Genomic DNA, 22093 nt, shown 5'->3' on the forward strand with positions numbered 1-22093 from the left:
GTCCATCGTTCTGGCAGGGACGACCTATTTTTTACGCAGCCCTTAATCTGAGCCTTCCTCTCAACTCCCCAAGGATTTATAACTTGCAGTCCTGTATCCATAAGGGATACGGGTTTTGATTAATGGAAGCATTCCAGGCAAAATCCACGGTCGAGCAACTCGCTACTCACTTGAGGGATGAAATTAAGTCCGGGACACTGCGCGAAACCTTGCCCGGAGTGCATCGTCTGGCGGCGGAGCTTGGAGTGAGCACAAAGACGGTGGTAGCGGCGGTGCGCCAGTTGGAGAAGGAAGGTTTGGTTATCAATCAGGGTGAGCGCAGAAGTGTCCGGATCGTCGGTCGAGTCAAACAACAGAGATCCGGAACCGCTGTGCGCGTGCTCACCTACGATAAAGTCGATCAGGACCTGCCTTACATGATCGAGTTGATGCACCGGATGAAGGCGGCAGGGCACCAGCCGGATTATGCGACGAAAAGCATGCAAGAAATAGCGATGGACCCCCGAAAGCTTGCACGGCTGGTGAGGAACAATCCAGGTGACGCGTGGATCATCTGCGGCGGTTCGCTGGAAATCTTGCAGTGGTTTGTGGGGCAGCCGTTTCCGGTATTTGCCATGTTCGGGCGGATGAGCGGGCTCGATTTGGCGGGGGTGGTACCCCGTAAAATTCCAGCGATGCAAACCGCAGTCGACCAGCTCGTCCGGATGGGGCACCGGCGTATCGTATTGCTCGTCCGTGAGGACCATCGTTCTCCGACTCCAGCCCTGTTTGAGCAGGCCTTTCTGGATCGACTCATGGCTCACGGTATCCAGGTCGGCAGCTATAATCTACCGGACTGGGAGGAGACGCGGGAGGGTCTTCATGAGGTTTTGGACACCCTTTTTAAAGTCACACCCCCAACCGCACTCTTCATAAGCGAAGTCCAACTCTTTCTGGGAGCTTATCAATATCTAGCAGGCAGACAAATAAGCGTCCCGAAAGACCTGTCCTTAATTTGCACCGACCCGGCTCCGGAATTCGACTGGTGCCAGCCGCCGATTTCCCATATCGATTGGAACGCGGGTCCGATGATTCAAGCGGTCTTGAAATGGACCAACGGCGTGGCTCGAGGTCAAAACAACAAAAAACAGACCCGCTATAAAACAAAGTTTATCGAAGGTGGCACCATCGGCCCGGCGACGGGCTAAACTCAGCCTTTGGATGTATGATTTACAGCCGAATTCAACAGCGGGTGAGCCATACAGAATTTCGGCTAAAAACGATCTCAAAAGAGCCTGTCGCTTGTCGTTCCACTAAATCAGGTGACAAGTTTGCAGAATATTTCAAAGCCGTTTCAATGTAAGCAGTCGAAAATCCATCACTTCATTTCCGGGAATTTCCGTTGCTTTCAGGGTGAGTTTCCCTGGTCCTGCGGGTAGCTTGATTTTCCCGAGGGTCATCGGCGTCCAGTCCTGAACATAACTCTCCATCCGCGGGGAGCGGTCCTGCTCAGCACCCAGCAAATCACTGCCATAGGCCTTGGTCACTTGGCCGCTCAGAGTGGATTCTCCAAAACTGAGTTCGAGGATCGATCCGACGTTAGCAGGGTCACAGGTGTAGTATATTCGCACCTCAAACTCACCGGCCTCCTCGACCTCGGCATCCCAGACAATCCTGTCCCCGGTCGAGGTCCAGTTAGTAAAGAAAGAGTCATTGGGAAACCTGTTGGAACGCTCGATATTACCGACGGGGATGGCATCGCGAGAAGGTAACTGCGTCCAGGCCATCCCGGGATGCCCAATCAGAAATGGCCTTGTTTCCTTTCCCAGGTCCTGGCGCATGGCTGACATCCAATCGCGCAATTCCTGCGAAAGTTCGGCATGCAGTTCCGGATGTTCCGCGGAAACATCTCTATACTGCCCTGGATCAGCGATCATGTCATAAAGTGCATTCCGTTTTCCGCTCTGAGTGAGCCGGTAGCGCGGAGTTCTGACGCTGGAATGGTTCCTCCATGCCGAAAAAATCTTTCGTCCAGCAAGTCGCCCCGCAAGGTTACGGCCTCCTGCTGTATCGCTCAATAACGGAGCGAGGCTGATGCCATCCAGCTGTTTCTTGGAAGTCAGGGGCACTGATGCCATTTCCGCCAGCGTCGGAAAAAGGTCGATCACGGCGGATAGCGTTTTCACTTCTGTTCCCGGCTTTATGCCCGCTGGCCAGCGGATCAACAAGGGACTGCGAACACCTCCTTCGTCGACCGACCCTTTCATGCCGCGCATTCCTCCATTCCAGCGCGCACCATTCGGCCCGTTGTCAGAAAAATACATAACGATGGTGTTTTCCACCAGATCCAATTCATCGAGCGTATCGAGAATCCGACCGACGTTCCAGTCGATATTCTCACACATCGCAAGTGCTGCACGGAGATGCAGACCATTTTCCCTCTCCGGATTGCGATGACGCATCGATATTTCTTTATTTTTGAAGCGCTTCCAGAACACATCCGGCACCTGCATCGGGGAATGTGGTGTATTGTAGGGCAAAAGAATGAAGAATGGCTTGTGGCCGCTCTTCTCGATGAAGCCGATCGCCCTGTTCGTAAAATCATCCACGACAAAGCCGTCACCTTTCACGATCTTTCCATTATACTCCAGCATCGGACTGAAATAGTCTCCCCAATGCCCCGAACAGAATCCGTAAAACTCATCGAAGCCGCGCCCGTTTGGATGGTAAGGATATTGCATCCCATTGTGCCATTTCCCAAAAGCCGCGGTCCGGTATCCCGCCGCCTTGAAGGTATCTCCGATCGTCTCCTCATCGAGATCGAGACGCTCAGCCCCGGCGGAAGTGCCATAAACTCCACCGCGCTGATGATAGCGACCGGTGAGAAACTCCGCTCGTGTCGGCGAGCACACCGGCGAGACATAAAATCGGTCAAACTGCGCTCCATCGGCAGCAAGCGAATCGATATGCGGTGTCGAAAGATTCGTATTCCCCGATAGACTGAGATCGCCCCAACCCTGGTCGTCTGCGAGAATGACCACGACGTTTGGAGGCTGCGCTGCAGCGACATACGTGCCGGGAAGCACAATGAGAAAGATTTTAAAAATTTTCACGCTTTTGAATCGCCGATACGGAAATGTATTTCACGGCCACCTTCGAAAAGCAGGCTCAAACTTTTCAGTAAAACAGAACCCAATCGACGGAGCAGGGATCACACTCAGCACCAGACAGGAGACAGGGAAGCGCAAAATAAAAAAGATGAAATTGTATCTGTGTCCTTTTGGGACACATGATATTTCTAATTTCCCAGAACTTTCCATTGCTTAACGGTCTGCCCCCAACAAAAAAGAGGTTTCATTGTCCTCAAAGAAGCATCCGCCCGACTCGAAACAAGCCCAGAAACGCGCCATGAGTAAAGCTCTCATTTGTTCGCTTCTTCTGGCCCTTACCGTGAGCGCAAACGCTCTGGTGGCCAAAAGCCAGGAACCGAAAGATCACATATTACTCATCACGATCGACGACCTGAACGACTGGATCGGCTGCCTGTCCGATACCATCGAATCGAGGCACAACCGTAAACATGCTGTCGGCGAAGGACACCCTCAAGCCAACACACCGAACCTGGACCGCCTCGCCCGCCGTGGTGTGCTCTTTACCAACGCCCACTGCCAAGCACCAATCTGCCGCCCCTCGCGCACCAGCATTTTTTCCGGACTACGGCCGACGACATCCGGAATCTACGGCAACCGTGGAGAGTATGATGCCGAGGGTCGGCTACGACCCGGCGAACAGGTGACCTGGATGACACGGCGTTTTCAAGCGGCGGGCTACGAGATCTTCACTGCGGGCAAGCTCCTCCATCGCGGGCGCAACGAACCACTCGGCGGCACGGCACCGTCCTTCCGAACCAATCAGGGGCCCTATCCGCCGGAGAAGCTCAACGTCCCCGAATCGGTCACACCTGCCCGAATCTGGGACATCGGAGCCTATCCTGAAAATGAAGAGGATTTCAACGACCTGCGGATCGCAAAGTGGATAGCGGGCAAAATCCGTGAGCCTTACCTGCCCTCCGATTCGCCGCGCTTCATGGCACTGGGCTTTTACAACCCGCACCTGCCCCTATTCGCACCGCAAAAATGGTTCGATGCGGTCCCAACGAGGAAAGAAGTGGTGCTTTCGCCGATGCCGGAGAACGACCTCGACGACCTTCCGGAAATCGCAAAGCGCATCGGCACCCGCGTGCACTACAATCAGCTTGTGCCTTGGGCGATTGAGAACGAGGAAAACCTGCGCCGCCTGACCCAGGCCTACCTCGCCTGCACGAGCGCCATGGACGATGCTTTGGGCGAGGTGATCGACGCTCTTGACGACAGCGACATGGCGAACAACACCTGGATCGTCGTCCTCTCGGACCACGGATGGCACCTTGGTGAAAAAAACCACATCGCCAAGCAAACCCTGTGGACCCGCTCGACCCGCGTGCCCATGATCATCGTCCCGCCCAAGCGCATTGAGGACACCCCGCGCGGCGTGCGCTGCAACCGCCCTGTCGAGTTACTGGATGTTTATCCCAGCTTGGTCGATGCCCTCGAACTGGCTCCGGCGACAAGCGACTCGGAGCTCGATGGCCTCAGTCTGATACCCTGGCTCCACAACCCGGAAGCGCCGAAGGAGCGCCCCGCAATCACAACCCACTACGCGCACAATCACAGTCTTTGCGACGACCGCTACCGCTACACGCGCTATGCAGATGGGTCCGAAGAACTCTACGACCGCCTGAACGATCCGCACGAGTTCGACAATCTGGCTGACCAAGTTAACAGCCGCGAGGACCTCCAGACCGTTATCAAGAGGCTTTCCGTGTGGATTCCGAAAAACGAACCTCTCGGGCCGGACTTGGTCAATGACCACCTCCACACCAAATGAAAATTTTCAAAAATCAGAACCAAGCCGTGAGAAACCCAATTACTATCCTTCGATCCATCGTGTTCTTCTACGCTGGATTACTTCCGATGGTGCATGCCGATCCTGCGGCAGACGGCATCATCGATACCCACTGGCACGCGATGGCATGCCAGGATGACGCCCTCGACCAAGTGACGTCATGGATGGAAGAAAAAGGTGTCATCCATGCCATCGTCCATCCACTCGGAAAGTCCCGCCCGAAAAACGACGTGGAACGCCGGAAGATGCTTGCCCACTTCAAAGCGCACGACGGCAGGATCGAGCGTTTCTGTATCATCAAGCCGAATGAAGTCGGCTCGATTGAGGAGGCGGTGAAAATCCTCGAAACGGAAAAGCGGGATGGAGCCATCGGTTTCGGCGAGCATTACGGAGAGGGCCTGATGTTCGACGCCCCCGCCAACATGCGCCTCTTCGCCGCCTGCCAAAAAGTGGGCTTGCCGATCATGTTCCACATGGACGACAAGCAAAACAAAGACACTGCGGACTTCAAACACCTCGCCCATGCGCTGGACAGTTACCCGAAGACAATCTTTATCGCGCACGGGCCAAATTGGTGGAAACGTTTCGGCAGCAGCAACTGCGACCGCATGTTAAGTGAACACACCAATCTTTATGCCGACATTTCGGCGGGGAGCGGTGCCACAGCACTCAGCAAGGACAGAACCTACACCGCCGAATTCATGCAACGCCATCGGAAGAAATTACTTTTCGGGACCGATTGCGGCTGGTGGTCGTTTCGAAAAAATGCAAAACCTGCTCCGCAATTCGAATTGATGCGAACCCTGGACATTCCCGATGATGTGAAGATCGATATCTATCGAGGGAACGCCCAAAGGTTATTCGGGTTTTAAGAATAAGTCCCAACCGAAGAACCCGAAAATCCTGTCTACTCCGCCCGGCTGGCGCTCCTCGCCAGCATCGGCGCAACTCCCTGCCACCAGGCTTCGTAATATGCAGCCATGGCATCCCGAATCTCCGGCTTTTCCGAGGCAAGGTCGTGCTCCTGGAAAGAGTCGGCTTTGATATCGTAGAGTTCCCACGCGCCACCATCCGTCATGCGGTAGTTTTCGACATCTTTCGAGTAGCCGAGATGCCCTTCGCCGGCCGCCCGGCGGCGAATCTTGTTGCAGAGTTGGCAGTCCGGACGATCACACGTTTGGGTGCGCACAAGTTGGTAGTCTTTCCAGCGCACAACGGCATGGGTGTATTTGTGATCCCGCCACAGGGACGGTTCGGGCCAGCGGCCCCGGTGATGGACTTGCATGCGGGCACCGCTCAGTTCGACATCGGCATCTTCGAGCAAGGGCCGCAGACTATCGCCGTCGAGTTGAGCCACCAGGCCGTCTTCCAGTTCTAGACCGAATAAATCCACGAGGGTCGGAAACACATCCACGTGCCCGGTCATTTGCCCGCACTCGCCGGGATCGTAAGCTTCGTCGTAACGCCAGAACGAGATCGCCCGCGTGCCGCCACGCCAAGCCGAACCTTTGCGTCCGCGCATGCCGGCGTTCCAGGTATCCACGCCGAAAGTGCCGCCGTTGTCCGTTATGACGATTAATAGCGTATTTTTGTCCAAACCAGTCTGCTGCATTTCGGCCAACAAACGACCGAGGTTTTCATCCACATTGGCGACCATCCCGTAATAGGCAGCAGTCTGGGGGTCCAAGTGCTTGTAGGGTTCGATGTATTTCTCCGGGACTTTGAGCGGGGCGTGCGGGGTGTAGGTCGGGAGATAGCAAAAGAACGGCTCCTCATGATGGCGCTTAATGAAGTCGATGGCTTCGCCGAAAATAATATCTGTCCGGTAACCTTTGAAAGGGACCGGTTCGCGGTTTCGCAGTAAAACCGGGTCGAAGTGCGAGCGTTGGTTGTCACCCTCGACCGTCAGGGTTTCATCGAAACCGCGGAACCAGGGACCGTATCGTCCCGATTGCCCGAGATGCCACTTGCCAAAAAGCCCGGTGGCAAATCCGTTTCGCTGAAAGACCTCCGCGATAGTGGTCGAATCCAGGTCCATGTTGCGCATGGGCCGGATCGTGTGCGTCACCGAGGACTTGAACTCGTGCTTGCCCGTCATCAGGGCCGCCCGGGTCGGCGCGCAGGTCGGGCTGACGGCGAAATTCGTAAAATCAACGCTGGTTTCACGCAGGGCGTCGAGGTTCGGCGTGTGGACCACCGGGTTGCCGTGTGCGCCGAGGTCGCCATAGCCGAGGTCGTCGATCAAAACGAGAATTACGTTTTTCGGCGCATACCCGTAAGCCGTACCGAACATCGTGACGAGACATGCGGCTATTAGAGCAGGTGGGATCTTTCTTATGGATGTTTTCAAATAAATTCTTCTAAAATCTGCCTCCAAGTAGCTTGGCGTGGTAAATTCACCCTTGAGAAAGCATGAGGAGAAAGGCTCCGCAGAACGGCGCGTCGACTCGCCTGCCTCTGTTGTTCATCCTTGGTTCTTGATCAAAGCGATCGCCTCTTCAGCGAAACGTAGGCACAAAGTAGATTTCCGACGGCTTCGGATCGTCATCCAATTGTTCGTGAATCCCACGGAAACCCTTCGCGTAAACTCCCGAGAATCCTTCTTTGGCATCCCGTTCTCCCCGCATCCAGACAAAGATCACGGTTTCGTAGCGCCGACGCGTCGTCACACTTTCCACTGCGGTTATCAAGTCTCTCCCCTTGATCTCCCGCTTGTCAGGGTATTCATAGTCGAAATACCATTTGCGGATCGCTTCTTCATCCAAAGTACAGCGGATAGGGAATTCCTCAATTTGTGCGATTGTTTAAATCTACACCAGTCTGAAAAGATTCCACGCCGGTTCCGGTCGTTACAATCCGCTAACTGGATTGGATGCGGTTATGAGGAGAAAAAACGGCAGCGCCCCCATGGGTCCGCTGCCGTGTAAAAATTTTCAGCAATCGCTCCTGTGGCGACCTAGCTCCTGCGATGACGCAGCATGACCGAAACCAAGCCAAACGCACCCGCAATAAGAGCAAATGCGGAAGGCTCGGGAACAGCAACAGCGTCAAATGTTAAACTGGAAACGCGAAACTGACTGTCGCCTGTATTCCTGAAGAACAGGTAATCGCCGTCGCTGATGTCGAGCGCAAGGCCCGAGTAATTGATGCTCCCGTCATTAAGTGTCATACCAGTGCCACTCGTCGTATTCGTTGAGGTAATGGACAAGTCCCCGCCGTCTGAAAATGTGGAAGAACCGAAGATCAGTTGCATTGAATCGGTTGTGCCAGCGTTATCCACAGTTGCGGTTGCCCCTGTTACACGCAGTGTATAGCCAGGGTCAAAATTCGACACATCAAATTGCAGGAAGAAGCCTCTGTCGCCAGTTAAGCCAGCACCAGCGATTTCAATCCCAGAGCCATTTGATGCGAACGCCGCTTGACCGATATCACTGGTTGAGAAGTCACTACCCGATAGAGTAGATGCGGTAAAGGTGCCGCCGATAAAGCTAAATGATGCTGTGTTTAAGACGCCGCTTAAAGAACCACTTGGCTCGGCGCGACTTTCCATGTTACTCCACCCTGATTCGCTTGGCGAACCGTTACTCAGTGAACTAACGGTGTAAGTCGTTCCATCTCCAATCGGTGAACTATTAAATGAACCATTAAACGTGCCGGCATCATTTGTGAGATCGAGACTGATTTGGGCTGACACGCTGGAGGCAGTTAATGCAGCGAGTGCCAAGAAGGAGAGCTTATTCATTCTTTTCATGATTTTTTAGGCGTTTTGGTTAATGGTTTGAGAGCGTAAATTCGTTGGATTCACATTATCGAAAGGAGCAGCATATCGGAAACTTAACCCCAACCATGAGTTTTCGGTCCGAGATTTCGAGAATTCAGAACTTGAGCTTCTGTATCACTTAGGGATACAGATTTCCGGCGATGAAAGCTTTTCAGGATCAGTCCGCCATCGAGCAACTCGTCGCCCACCTGCGGAACGAAACTGCTTGCGGAGCGCTGCAGGACACGATGTCCGGAGTGCATCGCTTGGTAGCAGGGTTGGCAGTCCGGACGATAACAGGTGTGGGTCCGCACGAGTTGGGCGACCATCCCGTAATAGGCGGCAATCTGGGGATCCAAGTGTTTATAGGGTTCGATATATTGCTCCGGCACTTTGAGCGGGGCGTGCGGCGTGTAGGTCGGCAGATAACAAAAGAACGGCTCCTCCTGATGTCGCTTCATGAAATCGATGGCTTCGTCGAAAAGAACATCGGTCCGGTAACCTTCGAAAGGGACCGGCTTGCGGTTTTGCAATAACACAGGATCGAAGTGCGAGCGCTGGTTGTCGCCCTCGGCGGTGAGGGTTTCGTCGAAGCCGCGAAACCAGGGACCGTATCGCTCCGACTGGCCGAGATGCCACTTACCGAAGAGACCGGTGGCGTATCCGTTGCGCCGGAAGACTTCGGCAATTGTGGTCGAGTTCACATCCATGTTGCGCATGGGCCGGATCGTATGCGTGACCCCGGACTTGAACTCATGCTTGCCGGTCAGCAGTGCCGCCCGGGTCGGTGCGCAGGTGGGGCTGACAGCGAAATTCGTAAACTCAACGCTGGTCTAACACAGGGCGTCGAGGTTCGGCGTATGGACCACCGGATTACCGTGTGCCGCAATGTCGCCATAGCCGAGGTCGTCGATCAGAACGAGAATCAAGTTTCCCGGGGCTTGCACGGTGACCGGTTCGGCGGTTTCGGCCAGCGACAGCGACCCACCACCCAGGCAGATGATGCTTTAAAGCAACCGCCTGCATGGAAGAATAACAGCGTGTATGATCGGTCTATTCATCGGGCGGAGCGAGTTGGGGGAAGCTGGCGGCCAGCTCATTGAGATCCCGCCGCAACATGGGCCAGCCGTCGTTGGATTGATCCGGGCCGGGCGTGGTGCGTCCGCGATGAAAGGTCTCGGCGAGATCGTCCACCAGTTCGGCGACTTTGGCGGGGTTTTCGGCCTCGAGGTTACGGGTTTCCGCCGGATCCTTCGCGAGGTTGAACAGCTGGACGAGTTCTGCGGGCGGCGGCGGTTCATCGGACCAGCCTCCGCCGGGGCCGGTGCCGAAGATCAATTTCCAATCGCCCTTTCGAATCGCGAAGGTGCCGTTGAGCGAGTGGTGAATGGTAAAAGGCCGGATCGGATCACTGAACCCGTGAAGGGCGGGCAGAAAGGAAAAGGAATCCTCGGCCGCATCAGGGGGGATCGCATCGCGGGCACCGAGCAGGTCGGCGAAGGTCGCGTAGAAATCGGTAGTGCAAACGGTGACATCACTGGTGGTGCCGGGCTCGACCCCGGCGGGCCAACGCACGAGGAAGGGCACGCGGTGCCCGCCTTCGTAGATGGTCGCCTTGTCGCCACGCCAGTCTCCCGAGGGTTTGTAACCGGCAGCGAGCATTTCGGGGATTTTCACGTAGGGCGCGAAACCATTGTCCGAAGTATAGATGATCATGGTATTTTCCCCGATCCCGGAAGCGGTAACCTCCGCGATGACTTCTCCGACAACCCAGTCGGTCTCGGCAATAAAATCGGCGTAATGACTGTATTGGGGGTATTTGCCTTTGAAGCGTTCGCTAGGTGTAATGGGGGTATGCGGGGAGGTTAACGAAAGGAAGAGAAAAAACGGCTTCGCTTCGTTCTCGGCTTGGACTTTGATATACTCCCGCGCTTCCCGGGCGAAATCCGGCAGCGCATCGTGCGCGTCAAACTCGGGATCGCGGGCACCGACGCGTTTGAAATCATTGTATTCGTTGTGGGGCCAGCCTCCGTTTTCGGTGGGAACAGCGACCGCCTTGTCATCCCGAAGATAAACGTAGGGAGGCACGTCGAGGGAAGAGAGGACGAAAAAAGACTGGTCGAAACCGATGTCGGCCGGCCCGTTACGAAACGGCTTGGTGTAATCCAATTTCCACGAGGCGTCCTGGCGATCCTCGTCGCCGGGCGGTGAATTCAGCCGTTCAAAATCCGCGCCCAGATGCCACTTGCCGATCATCCCGGTGTGGTAATTTTGCTCTTTCAGGAAAGCCGGCATATTGAGACGCTTTGGATCCATCAGTGCCTTTTCCGTCGCGTCGATCAGCACGAAACGCTTGAGACGGCTACGCCAGTTGTAGCGCCCCGTGAGCAAGCCATAACGGGTGGGCGTGCAAACCGAGGAAGACGTATGCGCATCTGTAAAGCGCATGCCCTCGGCAGCGAGGCTGTCAATCGCCGGGGTTGGCACAAGGCCCCCCATGTGACTCGGTTCACCCGGCCCCATGTCGTCGGCGAGGATGAGAATGATGTTGGGCTTTTCCAGAGCGAAAGATGAGCTCACGCCAAAGAGCACGGTGAGAAAGAGGTTTCGAAATATTGAAGAGTTCATAACTTTTTGAGGCAACTCTCTGGAATCAATCTGCCCGATAAGCCGGATTGGGCGGCAGTGATGCCGCCGCACCGAAGCGCTGATAGCTGGCCTCCAGATGTTGACGCATGTTTTGGAGAATCTCCGGACGGCCAGCCGACAGGTCGGTCGTTTCGCCGATGTCGGTGTTGAGATTGTAGAGCTCATACCCGTCGTCCTCGTAGCGGTGGATGAGCTTCCAATCCCCGCGCCGCAGGGCGCTACGCGGTCCACGGGCCGGCACTTGAGGGTCGTTGTAGGACGGAAAATTCCAGAATAAGTTACGCTCACCCAGCGGTTTTCCGTCAAAAAGCAACTTGGAGAGGTCCTCGCCATCGACCTTGGCGGGGTCGGAAGGCTTCACCCCGAAAAAGGTGCAGAGCGTCGGATAAAAATCGATTCCGGAGATCGGTTCGTGCGAGATTCTTCCGGCGACGATTTCGCCGGGCATCGAAGCGATCACGGGCACCCGGATACCACCCTCGTAGAGGGTGGTCTTCTCGCCGCGCAGGGGACGGTTGCTGGTGTATTTACTGAGCCCGCCGTTGTCGGAGATGAAAAGAACCAGCGTCTTCTCCCGCAATTCGAGTTCATCCAGCTTATCGATAATCGCCCCGACCGAGCGGTCCGTCTCTTCGATCATGGCGGCATAGACCGGATTGTCATGCCCTTGCAAATCTTCGCCGGCCCTTTGCATTGCCGCGATTTTCTTTCGGTATTTTTCCACGACCGGCTCGGGGGCCGCAAGTCGGAACATGCCTTCGGCATCCGGGTCTTCGCCCTCGTTATTAATTTCGTCGTGCGGCAGATAAGTGGAGAAATAGAGGAAGAAGCGCTCGTCCTTATGCCGTTCGAGAAAATCGGTTCCCGCATCCCGGATGAATGCAGGCAGGTAAGCGCCTTCCGGCACATCCTTGGGTAAAAAGCCTAGCTTAAAAGGTGCGAAGTAATTGATCGGCAAACCCAGATAGCCGCCCCATTTGCCCTCGGCGAAACCGTGGGACGGGGAACTGACCGCGACGTGCCATTTCCCGATGGTGCCGTTGGCGATTCCAGCATCGCTCAACACTGTGCCGATGGTCGGATAATCTTTGGGAAGAAATTTTCGATTCTGTTTCGGAACGACCTTCCATTCCGCTTCCTTCCCGCGGTTCTTCACCACCGTATAAACCCCATGACGGGACGGCTGCGATCCGGTCAGGATTCCAGCCCGCGAGGGCGAGCAAATGGAACTGGGAGCATAGCCGTCGGTAAAAAGCATACCGCTTGCCGCCAGCGCATCGATGTGCGGCGTCTCGTAAACCGGGCTGCCCATACACGAGAGATCCCTCCATCCAAGGTCGTCGACCAAGATGACAACTGCGTTGCGCGCAGCTGCTGGAGCAAGGGCCGTCGAAATGCAAGTCGTCCATAAGACAACGAGAAAGGCGGGCAAAGATTGAAATTTGGAGAGCAGTCGAGAATGCATGAAGGCACACATTGCATGAGAAAGATAAGAGAATCAACTGCACGAAACTTCAGATTAATGAATTTCCTGTATCCAATAGTATTACAGAGGCGAACCAACACCCGGACTCAGTTGGAATATGAAGGCGAAACAATTTCACTTGTCCAGGGCGCGGGCAGTCGATGGATTTGTCAGCATGCACCCCACCCACCCCGATGAAACGCAGGTTCACAAGGCCTACCTCTGGACGATCTGTCTTGTCGCAACACTGGGCGGCTTTCTCTTCGGATACGACTGGGTCGTGGTCGGCGGGGCCAAGGAATTTTACGAAGCACACTTCGGGATCTACGGCGAGGGCATGGAACTGGCCAAGGGTTGGGGCACAAGCTCGGCTCTCATCGGTTGTATCATCGGGGCGGTTGGCTGCTCGTTTGTCTCGGACCGTTTTGGCCGTAAGCGCCTGCTGATTCTGGCCGGGCTGCTCTTTGCCATTTCCGCAGTGGGTACCGGACTGGCAGAGACCTTTTCCCAATACAACAGCTTCCGGATCATCGGCGGCTTGGGGATGGGCATCGCACTGAATGTCTCGCCACTCTACATTTCCGAGATGAGCCCCTCACGGATGCGCGGGATGATGGTCTCGGTCAACCAACTCTCCATCATGCTGGGGGTGCTCTGCGCCCAAATCGTTAACTGGCGCATCTCCCTCATCGATACCGCCATGCCGGTCGATGCCACGCCGGAAATCATCGCCGGGAGTTGGAACGGCCTGACCGGCTGGCGCTGGATGTTCGGCGCGGAGGCGGTGCCGGCGGTGCTCTTCTTTGTCCTCATGTTCTTTGTGCCGGAAAGCGCCCGCTGGCTGATGAAAAAGGGACGCCACGAGGAAGCGAGAGGCGTCTTTGAAAAACTCGGTGGCAAAGCTTATGCCGATGCCGAGGTGGCCGATGTCGCCAGCACACTCCCGAAGGAAGAGATCGGCGTGGTGCGTTTTTCCGACCTGATCGAGCGACATGTCCTGAAAGTGCTCCTGCTCGGTGTCTTTCTCAGTTTCCTGCAGCAGTGGTGTGGCATGAATGCGGTCTTTTATTATGCCGCCGACATCTTCAAAGCCGCTGGCTATAATCTGAAGGCGATGATGCTGAATATTGTGGTGATCGGCAGCGTGATGGTGGTTTCCGTGTTCATCACCATGGCGCTGGTGGACCGGGTGGGACGAAAGAGCCTGCTCCTCTTCGGCTGTGGCGTACTGGCCGCCGTCTATATCGCAATTGGAATCTGTTTTCATACGGGCGTCCAAGGCCTGCCCGTGGTGCTGCTGACGCTGATCTGTGTCTCGGTATACTCCTTCACCCTCGCTCCCCTGCTCTGGGTCATTCTTTCGGAGATCTATCCCAACCGGATCCGCGGGGCCGCCATCTCGATTGCCGCGACCGCCCATTGGGTGGCCAACTTCACTCTCACCTATACTTTCCCCACCGTCAACAAGCAGCTCGGCATGTCCGGCGTGTTCTGGCTTTTCGCGGGGGTCTGCATCGTCGGTTTTCTCGTGGTACGGCGCGTGCTACCGGAGACAAAGGGGCGGACGCTGGAAGATATCGAGCGTGACCTCTACGGCGAGGTTGTGAGCAAAGATTGAGTTTTGCGTGTTGTCAGCAAACGGCTTGTTTCCTTATTGAGATATCATGCAACCCGCTCTCCTTCTCCTCGCCGCCGGTATGGGCTCACGCTATGGTGGCCTCAAGCAGCTGGACGCCATGGGGCCGTCCGGCCAAACCATGATCGACTACGCGGTGATTGATGCCATCCGGGCCGGCTTCGGCAAGATCGTCTTCGTCATCCGGAAAGACTTTGAAGCCGAGTTTCGCGAGACGATCGGACAGCGCTACGAGAAGCGTATTGCTGTCGAATACGCCTTTCAGGACCTCCACGACCTGCCCGCGGGGCAATCCGTACCCGAGGGACGCACCAAGCCCTGGGGAACCGCCCACGCCGTTCGCGCGGCGCGCAATGTCATCTCCGAGCCCTTCGCTGTGATCAACGCGGACGACTTCTACGGGGCTGAGGCCTATCGCCAAATGGCCGGGCATTTGCGCGGGATCGCCGGAACGGAGGCCTTGTCGGCCAGTATGGTCGGCTATGTTTTGAAAAACACCCTTTCCCCCCACGGCACGGTCAACCGGGGGATTTGCCGACTCGACGACGGCAAATTACAGGCTGTCGAAGAGTTTATCGCGATCGGAATCGATGAAGACGGAACCTTGCGCGGCGAGGGGCGGGATGGACAACGGGTCAAACTGGATGAGGATGTCATCGTCTCCATGAACTTCTGGGGCTTCTCCCCCTCTCTCTTCGAACCTTTGGAAGAGGGCTTCGCACAGTTTCTCGCCTCAAGAGGAAGCGAAATGAAATCGGAATACTACCTGCCGACCCTGGTCGACCAGCTGATCAGGGACGGTCAGACAGAATGTCCGGTTTTAAGGACCGACAGCCCTTGGTTCGGTGTGACCTACCCCGAGGACAAAGTACGTGTCGTTGAAAGCATCGCGAAGCTGACGGAACAAGGCGTCTACGAAGCCTAAATCGGGCCGACCTTTTCTGTTGCGGAGCCAGAAGCTCTTCCCCCAATGCGCGAGAGGATTGCTCTTTTTATTAAAAGAGTTCGACCGCTGTCTTGGAAGCCGTATTCTCCACACACCAAGAGAATAATGACGCTACTTAGGCACCTCAAAGATACCCCAATCAAAAACCTGGTTAACCGATCGCCGAAAGGGTTCGTGAGCTTGGGTACACCTCTCGTGAGGAAGCTACAGCGAACCTTGCGCATTTCGGCCCTAGCCGTACTGGGCTTTGGCCTGGGAAAGACGGTAACGACAGGTGAAATCGTCTCCGGACCCGATGGATTGCCCCAGATCTCCGGAGTCTATCCCCACCTTGCCGTAACCAGCGACGAGCGCGAAGTGGGGATCGGTGCCGTCGTGCCATGGGCGGGTCGTCTCTGGGCCATCACTTATGGCCCGCACCTTCCCAAGGGAGATAATTCGAACAAGCTCTATGAAATCGATCAGGCACTCAACCCGGTGATCCGCCCCGAATCGCTCGGAGGGACCCCTGCTAACCGTTTTATCCACGAACCCTCACAGCAGCTGATCATCGGACAGCACTTCGTCGACGCATCAGGCGAGGTCCGCAACCTGCCCTACTCTGCCGCACCGGGCCGCCCCACTGGTACCGCCGCGCACCTGACAGATCCGGAAAACCGCATCTACATCTTTACAATGGAGAACGCCGTCTACGATGTTAATGTCAACGACCTGAGCTTTGTAATCCGTTACCCCGACGTTCAATCCAAGGGAGACCAGTTTCTCTTCGGTTATCATGGCAAGGGGGCTTACACCGGACAGGGGACCTTGGTCGTCGCAAACAATGGACGCCCCTCCAGCCAGCACACCCCGCTGAAGCCCTCCGGCGTGCTGGCGCGTTGGGACGGCACGACCTACGCCGACAAGGGGAACAACTATCTCCCTCGACCTGCGATCAACAGCGACACGAATTACGAAAACAGCAAAAGCCCGGTTGCCGGCAAGCCGGACTACATTGCGGGGTGGACCCAGGACTTTACTGTGCAGCATTGCGAAGTCACCGGCCCGGGAGGAATTCGGGGCAACCCGAATCCGGCCACGGATCCGGTCTGGGCCACAGGCTTTGACGCCAAGTCGGTGGTACTGCGGGTGCTGGAAGACGGCCAATGGAACACCTGGAGGCTACCAAAGGCCTCCTACTCACATGACGGCTCCCACGGCTGGCACACCGAATGGCCCCGGATCCGGCAACTTGATCCCGATCACCCGGACTCCCCCTATCTCATGCACATGCACGGGCTTTTCTTCGACTTTCCACCGACTTTCTCGAAAAACGATTTCTCCCGGCTCAAACCGATTTGCAACTACTACAAGATGCCGGTCGACTACTGTATGTTCAACGGCCAGCTCGTGATCGCCAAGAACGACGCTTCAAAGTTCGACAATGCTCTGGCGCTGCGGGCACAGTCAAACTTCTGGTTTGGACAGCTATCCGACCTGGAGCAATGGGGCGCCCCCTCCGGACATGGTTCGGTCTGGCTGAACGAAGCAGTTCCCGACGGCGGAATATCCGAGCCGTTTTTGGTGAACGGTTTTACCCAGAGGACCCTCCACCTCCGTAACGGCGGTCACTCCGCTATTGAAATCGAGATTCAAACGTCGAAGGGGGACGACTCATGGGCAACCGCCATGACCCTCAATTTGCCGGCCGGCGGATATCTCTACGATGTTATCAGCGAACTTCCCGGTGAATGGGTCCGCCTTGCCGCGAAGGGTTCCAGCAGCGAACTTACCGCCTTCTTCCATATGTCCAACCCCTACCCGCACGCTTCCGTTCCATCGACCGGAAACGGACGCTTCGCCGCGCTCGCCAACATCCACGACACCACCGAGCAATCCGACGGAATTATCCGGGCGATGGGTAGCAGTGATCTGCAGCTGGAGTTCGCTTCGGACAAGGGCTATCACCGGATCGGTAAAGCGCTTTCCCTAGAGGACATCGACAGTCGCGCCGCCGAGGCAGACCTCCGCTCAGAAGGTGCCCTGAGTCGGGATTTCGGCAGCGACGCGGCCTCGGCATGGATTGATGACGGCGGGACACGCTTCCGGCTTCCGAAACTTGATCCGCTTTACGATGCACCCTTCCTCTCCGGTTGGGCCCGGGGCGAGCGGGAAGTCGTTACCGAACGCAAGCTGCTGAACGTCCATGGAACCTTCTACGAAGTCCCGCGCGACAACTCCGGTGGCAAGCGCCTGCTACGCCCTCTCGCCACGCACGGCAAGCGCATCACGGATTTTGCCTCCTGGCGCGGACTGCTCGTGCTCACCGGAGTGCGCGACGACGCGCCGACCAGCGAGTCACTGGTGCGCAGCCCCTCCGGCGCCGCGCTCTGGCTGGGAGAGGTCGATGACATTTGGAAGATGGGCGAACCGAGAGGAACAGGTGGACCATGGAAGAACACGACCGTGACCGCAAATCGACCCTCTGCCCCCTACCTGATGTATGGATACGACCGCAAGGAACTAACCCTGTCCACCGACTCAGCCACTACTTTCACGGTCGAGGTCGATTTCCTTGCCGACGATACCTGGTCGACCTACAAGACATTCACTCTGGCGGCGGGAGAAACGGTCCATCACCTATTTCCTGAGGGCTTTCACGCCCACTGGGTACGCGTAGCCAGCGATACCGCAACCACCGCCACCGCCTGGTTTTCCTACGGTCCGGCGAAATAGCTTTTCACACTTCGGATCTCCCGAACTCGTAGCCGAACGGCTTCCCGTTCGGTCGTATCGAACTTCCACAAAGTTCGACCGAAGCGGAAGCGCTCCGGCTACGTAAAAAAATTTTCTCTTAACTAGAGTCGAATGGTCAACGACCTGCCGTGGGCATCCAGTTGCTCGAGGCGTGCGAAGGTCTCGACGACCGGTGCGGCCGCTTGAAGTGATTTCGCGTTGTAGCGCACGGTGCTGGAGCGGCGCATAAAATCGGTCGCCTGCAGCCCGCTAAAGAAACGCCCGGCTCGTCCGGTCGGCAGTGTGTGGCTGGGGCCGGCGGTAAAGTCACCCAAAACCGTCGGCGTCATATAGCCCTGCAGGATCGCACCGGCAGTCGTAATCTGTTTGGTCAGTGGTTCGATCGACTTATCCGCAACCTGAAGCTCCAGGTGTTCCGGTGCAATGTAGTTGGCCACAGTCGCGGTCTGGCTCAGGGACTGGCAGGCCACCGCCAGAAAACGATCCTGCATCACCTTTTCACACTTGGCGCTGTGACTGAGTTCCGGCAACTGCTTCTCGATTTCCTTCTCCACCTTCCCCAACAGCACCTTACTGGTGGTGGCAAAATAAATAATCTCCTTACCACTGCCGTGTTCGGCTTGAGCCAGCAAGTCGGCGGCGACGTGGGCGGGCTTGGCGCCGCCGTCGGCAATCACCATCACCTCACTGGGTCCCGGCAGCAAGTCGATGCCTACAGTGCCGAGCACCTGCCGTTTGGCCTCCATAACGAAGGCATTTCCCGGGCCGTAAATCTTATCGACCGCAGGAACGGTCTCCGTCCCGTAAGCCATGGCGCCAATGGCCTGCACGCCCCCCACTTTGTAAATTTCTTCAATGCCCACCATGGCGAGTGCGGCCAGCATACCCGGGGCAATCTCTCCTTCCGCGTTCGGCGGTGTGCAGACCACAATCTGCGGACACTTCACCAGCTTGGCCAGCACGGCCGACATAATGACGCTCGAGACCAAGGGGACATTTCCACCCGGCACATAAAGGCCGACACGCTGAATGGGATAAAAGCGCTCGCCCACCGTTCCGCCCTGGGCGTTCTTTGCTTTCCAGTCCTTGGGTAGGGTCTTCTTGTGAAAGTCCTTCACCAATGCAATGGATGCCCGAATAGCTTTTCGGTCTGCCGGAGAAAGGCTGGATTTAGCCGCTTTCAGCTCATCGGCGGACACGCGCATATCCGGAGCCTTCATCTTGGCCCCGTCAAATTTTGTCGTATATTCCAGAACTGCCGCATCACCGCGTTTTTGGACATCCTGCAGCACTCCGGACACCACCGACGAAACGTCCCCGCTGGCGGAAGCCTTCTCACAGAACTGACTCAACGCCTTCTGAAACTTCGGCGAATTGGAATAATCGAGTTTTTGCATGTCGCTAGAAGAACAAGTCTCTCTGTTCAGTGCAAGGCGCTGCCTTATTTTTCAGACGCTTGCGGCACTTTAAAGACACCGGCTGCAAGTGGCTCATTCACCTCTACTTCAGACCATTTGATGGTGTGAAGCTTACGACCGTCCTCATAGTAATCGATGGACTCGGGGTACTTGATCCCCTTTACGACCTGCGCGCCACGATTAACACTTTCGACATCATTTTCCGTGATCGTCGCCACAAGAGTGTCGTCCTCGACCGAAAAGTAGCGAATCGTCTCCAAACCTTCGGGATAGGTGTATTTCACTTTATGCGCACGCTTGTCACGGTGCGTCACGATCCCTTCATAGGAAACGCGTTCGCCGTTCTTAAAATCAGGCCGGTAGAAGTTGAAAAACTGCCGGGTGCTGTGGCGTACGCGCTCCAGCTCCGGGCCGGTCAACTCCCGCATTTGTGATGCGTCTTCTTTGAGGTTGGAGCGGATAATGCAGGACTTGCGGCAGTTCAAGATGGTCGTCTCCACCATGTCATCCACCCGGATCTCCAGGCGCTGCGACTGCGGTTTACGCGCAATGATCAGGACCGTGGCCGCAGGCACTTTCGGGTCTACCGGCTCAAGGCTGCCTACCATTTTCAAGGTGACGACGCCGTTCAGTGCTTTTTCCGTTCCCAGGGTTGCCCGGGCACGGTTGATCAAATCGGTCGTCGAGGGCGCCTTGGCCAACGAGTTCCCCACCATGGCGAATCCCAAGAATAGATGTAGAATAGTTCTCTTCATACCAAGTGATACGACCAGAAAGAAAAGAAAAGGTTCGGCCTACTCCCACTCAATTGTGCTGGGAGGCTTCGAGCTAATATCCAGCACGACCCGATTACAACCCGTGACTTCATTGATAATCCGGCTCGAGATGGTGCGCAGCACCTCGTAGGGAACACGCGCCCAGTCCGCCGTCATGGCGTCGACACTTTCGACAATACGGAGTGCGACCACGTTTTCGTAAGTGCGCTCGTCACCCATAACACCCACCGTCTTAACGGGGAGAAAGACACAGAAAGACTGCCAGACTTTGTAGTACAAGTCGGCGGCCATCATCTCTTCGTGCAAAATCGCATCGGCACGGCGGAGCACATCGAGGTCTTTCTTACGAATCGGCCCCATCACGCGCACACCAAGCCCCGGCCCGGGGAACGGTTGCCGCCAGACGACCTCTTTGGGCAGGCCCAACTCGGAGCCGAGCTCGCGAACTTCGTCTTTGAAAAGCGCGCGCAGCGGCTCGAGCAGATCGAGCTTCATTTTCTTAGGCAAACCGCCGACATTGTGATGGCTCTTGATCAACGCCGCGGGGTTCCCATCGATCGCCACCGATTCGATGACGTCGGGGTAAAGTGTGCCCTGGGCAAGAAAAGCATAGTTGCCGCGCTTCTTCAGCTTGTTCACTTCTTCGTCAAAAACTTCGACGAAGGTATTGCCGATAATTTTACGCTTTTTCTCCGGATCTGAAACCCCTTTAAGACGGCCGAGGAAAAGATTGGCCTTTTTTGCGACACGCAGATCGAGATCGAAATGATCACCATAAAGCTTCTCTACCTGCTCGCGCTCATGCAGACGCAGCAAGCCATTGTCCACGAATACACAAGTGAGTTGCTTACCAATCGCCTTATGGATCAAGGCCGCGGCGACAGAGGAGTCGACCCCCCCGCTGAGTCCAAGAATAACACGCTTGTCGCCCACGGTTTCGCGAATCTGGCGTACGGACTCCTCGATGTAGTTCGCCATCGACCACTCGCGCTTACATTTACAGATCTTCACCAGAAAGTTATTGAGCACTTCCATCCCCATCTCAGAGTGGGCGACCTCCGGGTGAAACTGCATGCCATAAAAGTCGCGCTTGGCATCCTGAATGGTGGCGTAAGGCGAATTTTCCGTGGAGGCGATGGCTTCAAAGCCCTTAGGTAGTTTGTCCAATCGGTCCCCGTGCGAATTCCAGACGCGGAGGTTCTTGGGCAGGCCGGCAAAAAGCTTACCTTTTTTCGCCACCTTCAGCGTGCCGTGGCCGAACTCGCGCTGCTCGCTCTTGCCGACCCGGCCGCCGAGCATATGCGCCATGAGCTGCTCGCCATAGCAGATCCCGAGGACGGGGACGCCCATCTCGAAGACTTTCTTGTCCGGACGGGGCGATCCTTTCAGCAAGACCGAAGAAGGCCCGCCGGACAGGATGATGCCCTTGACGCCATCTTTCTTCAGGACGCTGGCCTTGGTATTGTAAGGGTAAATACGGGAAAGCACGTGGGCCTCACGAATACGGCGGGCGATGACCTGCGTGTATTGAGATCCGAAATCGAGAACGGCGATGGTGTCTGGCATGGTTTAGTGGAGGTGAAAGTGAAAGTGAGGGTGAAAGTGAAGGTGATAATGAAGGTCGTAAAATCAAAATCCTAAGCGCCCGTTGGTAAAACCGCACTGCGGGCAATCGCATTCAAAACTCTGGTGTGGTCCGGTGTAAATCTCGCTGCATTTAATACAGTGATAAACAACTTTCATACGCTTGGCTTCATGCAGATTCTTATCACGACGATCATAGT

General features: G+C 56.0%; 16 protein-coding genes and 1 pseudogene. 6 read left to right on the forward strand and 11 right to left on the reverse strand.

Features of this window, described 5'->3' with window-relative positions; translation table 11 throughout:
• The first annotated feature begins 122 nt into the window (after window positions 1-122).
• On the forward strand, window positions 123-1187 hold the full coding sequence (locus DDZ13_RS05855; RefSeq protein WP_110130500.1) for a substrate-binding domain-containing protein: 1065 nt from the start codon (window positions 123-125) through the stop codon (window positions 1185-1187).
• Between the two features lie 135 nt (window positions 1188-1322).
• Here the strand turns inward: DDZ13_RS05855 and DDZ13_RS05860 are convergent, their stop codons facing one another.
• Complete coding sequence (locus DDZ13_RS05860; protein WP_199221059.1) at window positions 1323-3092, reverse strand: arylsulfatase; 1770 nt, start codon at window positions 3090-3092, stop codon at window positions 1323-1325.
• Window positions 3093-3387: 295 nt separating this feature from the next.
• Here DDZ13_RS05860 and DDZ13_RS05865 point away from each other — a divergent pair, with 295 nt between their 5' ends.
• Both DDZ13_RS05865 and DDZ13_RS05870 read left to right on the forward strand, forming a co-directional pair.
• Entirely contained in the window at window positions 3388-4905 is a 1518-nt protein-coding gene (locus DDZ13_RS05865; RefSeq protein ID WP_146209259.1) for a sulfatase, read from the forward strand.
• Between the two features lie 26 nt (window positions 4906-4931).
• Window positions 4932-5795: an amidohydrolase family protein gene (locus DDZ13_RS05870; protein ID WP_158279813.1), complete on the forward strand. Its 864-nt coding sequence runs from the start codon at window positions 4932-4934 to the stop codon at window positions 5793-5795.
• A gap of 35 nt (window positions 5796-5830) precedes the next feature.
• Here DDZ13_RS05870 and DDZ13_RS05875 read toward each other — a convergent pair whose 3' ends face one another.
• The 7 genes and pseudogenes from DDZ13_RS05875 to DDZ13_RS05900 form a co-directional block, all read right to left on the reverse strand.
• Window positions 5831-7273 (reverse strand): arylsulfatase, encoded by a 1443-nt coding sequence (locus DDZ13_RS05875; protein WP_146209260.1) that lies wholly within the window; start codon window positions 7271-7273, stop codon window positions 5831-5833.
• A 148-nt stretch (window positions 7274-7421) separates the two neighbouring features.
• Window positions 7422-7688 (reverse strand): hypothetical protein, encoded by a 267-nt coding sequence (locus tag DDZ13_RS05880; protein ID WP_110130504.1) that lies wholly within the window; start codon window positions 7686-7688, stop codon window positions 7422-7424.
• Between the two features lie 191 nt (window positions 7689-7879).
• A complete protein-coding gene (locus DDZ13_RS05885) occupies window positions 7880-8665 on the reverse strand; it encodes a hypothetical protein (protein ID WP_146209261.1) in 786 nt (261 codons plus the stop codon).
• Between the two features lie 92 nt (window positions 8666-8757).
• Window positions 8758-9495: pseudogene (locus DDZ13_RS05890) on the reverse strand (sulfatase-like hydrolase/transferase); the annotation flags it as partial.
• Window positions 9496-9516: 21 nt separating this feature from the next.
• On the reverse strand, window positions 9517-9630 hold the full coding sequence (locus DDZ13_RS15715; protein WP_233246092.1) for a sulfatase-like hydrolase/transferase: 114 nt from the start codon (window positions 9628-9630) through the stop codon (window positions 9517-9519).
• 106 nt (window positions 9631-9736) lie between these two features.
• On the reverse strand, window positions 9737-11311 hold the full coding sequence (locus DDZ13_RS05895) for a sulfatase family protein (protein ID WP_110130507.1): 1575 nt from the start codon (window positions 11309-11311) through the stop codon (window positions 9737-9739).
• A 25-nt stretch (window positions 11312-11336) separates the two neighbouring features.
• Window positions 11337-12809 (reverse strand): sulfatase, encoded by a 1473-nt coding sequence (locus tag DDZ13_RS05900; protein ID WP_110130508.1) that lies wholly within the window; start codon window positions 12807-12809, stop codon window positions 11337-11339.
• A gap of 106 nt (window positions 12810-12915) precedes the next feature.
• On the opposite strand from DDZ13_RS05900, the gene DDZ13_RS05905 reads away from it, so the two are divergent.
• From DDZ13_RS05905 to DDZ13_RS05915, 3 genes are all read left to right on the forward strand, one after another.
• Window positions 12916-14415: a sugar porter family MFS transporter gene (locus DDZ13_RS05905; protein ID WP_199221060.1), complete on the forward strand. Its 1500-nt coding sequence runs from the start codon at window positions 12916-12918 to the stop codon at window positions 14413-14415.
• A 46-nt stretch (window positions 14416-14461) separates the two neighbouring features.
• Window positions 14462-15358 carry a nucleotidyltransferase family protein gene (locus DDZ13_RS05910; protein ID WP_110130509.1) on the forward strand — a complete coding sequence of 299 codons (897 nt, stop codon included), beginning with the start codon at window positions 14462-14464 and terminating at the stop codon, window positions 15356-15358.
• A 216-nt stretch (window positions 15359-15574) separates the two neighbouring features.
• The gene (locus DDZ13_RS05915) at window positions 15575-18094 is read left to right on the forward strand and encodes a hypothetical protein (protein WP_233246094.1); all 2520 of its coding nucleotides are present in this window, start codon (window positions 15575-15577) and stop codon (window positions 18092-18094) included.
• 122 nt (window positions 18095-18216) lie between these two features.
• Here DDZ13_RS05915 and hisD read toward each other — a convergent pair whose 3' ends face one another.
• Genes hisD through guaA form a run of 3 tightly spaced genes read right to left on the reverse strand, consistent with a single transcriptional unit; the run spans window position 18217 to window position 21875 of the window.
• Complete coding sequence (gene hisD, locus DDZ13_RS05920; protein WP_110130511.1) at window positions 18217-19512, reverse strand: histidinol dehydrogenase; 1296 nt, start codon at window positions 19510-19512, stop codon at window positions 18217-18219.
• 44 nt (window positions 19513-19556) lie between these two features.
• Entirely contained in the window at window positions 19557-20288 is a 732-nt protein-coding gene (locus DDZ13_RS05925; RefSeq protein ID WP_146209262.1) for a hypothetical protein, read from the reverse strand.
• Between the two features lie 39 nt (window positions 20289-20327).
• The gene (gene guaA, locus DDZ13_RS05930) at window positions 20328-21875 is read right to left on the reverse strand and encodes a glutamine-hydrolyzing GMP synthase (RefSeq protein WP_110130513.1); all 1548 of its coding nucleotides are present in this window, start codon (window positions 21873-21875) and stop codon (window positions 20328-20330) included.
• Window positions 21876-22093 lie beyond the last annotated feature (218 nt).

Source organism: Coraliomargarita sinensis, assembly GCF_003185655.1.
Classification (GTDB): domain Bacteria; phylum Verrucomicrobiota; class Verrucomicrobiia; order Opitutales; family Coraliomargaritaceae; genus Coraliomargarita_B; species Coraliomargarita_B sinensis.

What these genes read in the sequence shown, in the direction of transcription:
- DDZ13_RS05855 (WP_110130500.1), top strand. Translation starts at nt 123, where the DNA reads ATGGAAGCATTCCAGGCAAAATCCACGGTCGAGCAACTCGCTACTCAC.
- DDZ13_RS05865 (WP_146209259.1), top strand. Translation starts at nt 3,388, where the DNA reads ATGAGTAAAGCTCTCATTTGTTCGCTTCTTCTGGCCCTTACCGTGAGC.
- DDZ13_RS05885 (WP_146209261.1), bottom strand. Translation starts at nt 8,665, where the DNA reads ATGAATAAGCTCTCCTTCTTGGCACTCGCTGCATTAACTGCCTCCAGC.
- DDZ13_RS05895 (WP_110130507.1), bottom strand. Translation starts at nt 11,311, where the DNA reads ATGAACTCTTCAATATTTCGAAACCTCTTTCTCACCGTGCTCTTTGGC.
- DDZ13_RS05900 (WP_110130508.1), bottom strand. Translation starts at nt 12,809, where the DNA reads ATGTGTGCCTTCATGCATTCTCGACTGCTCTCCAAATTTCAATCTTTG.
- DDZ13_RS05905 (WP_199221060.1), top strand. Translation starts at nt 12,916, where the DNA reads ATGAAGGCGAAACAATTTCACTTGTCCAGGGCGCGGGCAGTCGATGGA.
- DDZ13_RS05910 (WP_110130509.1), top strand. Translation starts at nt 14,462, where the DNA reads ATGCAACCCGCTCTCCTTCTCCTCGCCGCCGGTATGGGCTCACGCTAT.
- hisD (WP_110130511.1), bottom strand. Translation starts at nt 19,512, where the DNA reads ATGCAAAAACTCGATTATTCCAATTCGCCGAAGTTTCAGAAGGCGTTG.
- DDZ13_RS05925 (WP_146209262.1), bottom strand. Translation starts at nt 20,288, where the DNA reads ATGAAGAGAACTATTCTACATCTATTCTTGGGATTCGCCATGGTGGGG.
- guaA (WP_110130513.1), bottom strand. Translation starts at nt 21,875, where the DNA reads ATGCCAGACACCATCGCCGTTCTCGATTTCGGATCTCAATACACGCAG.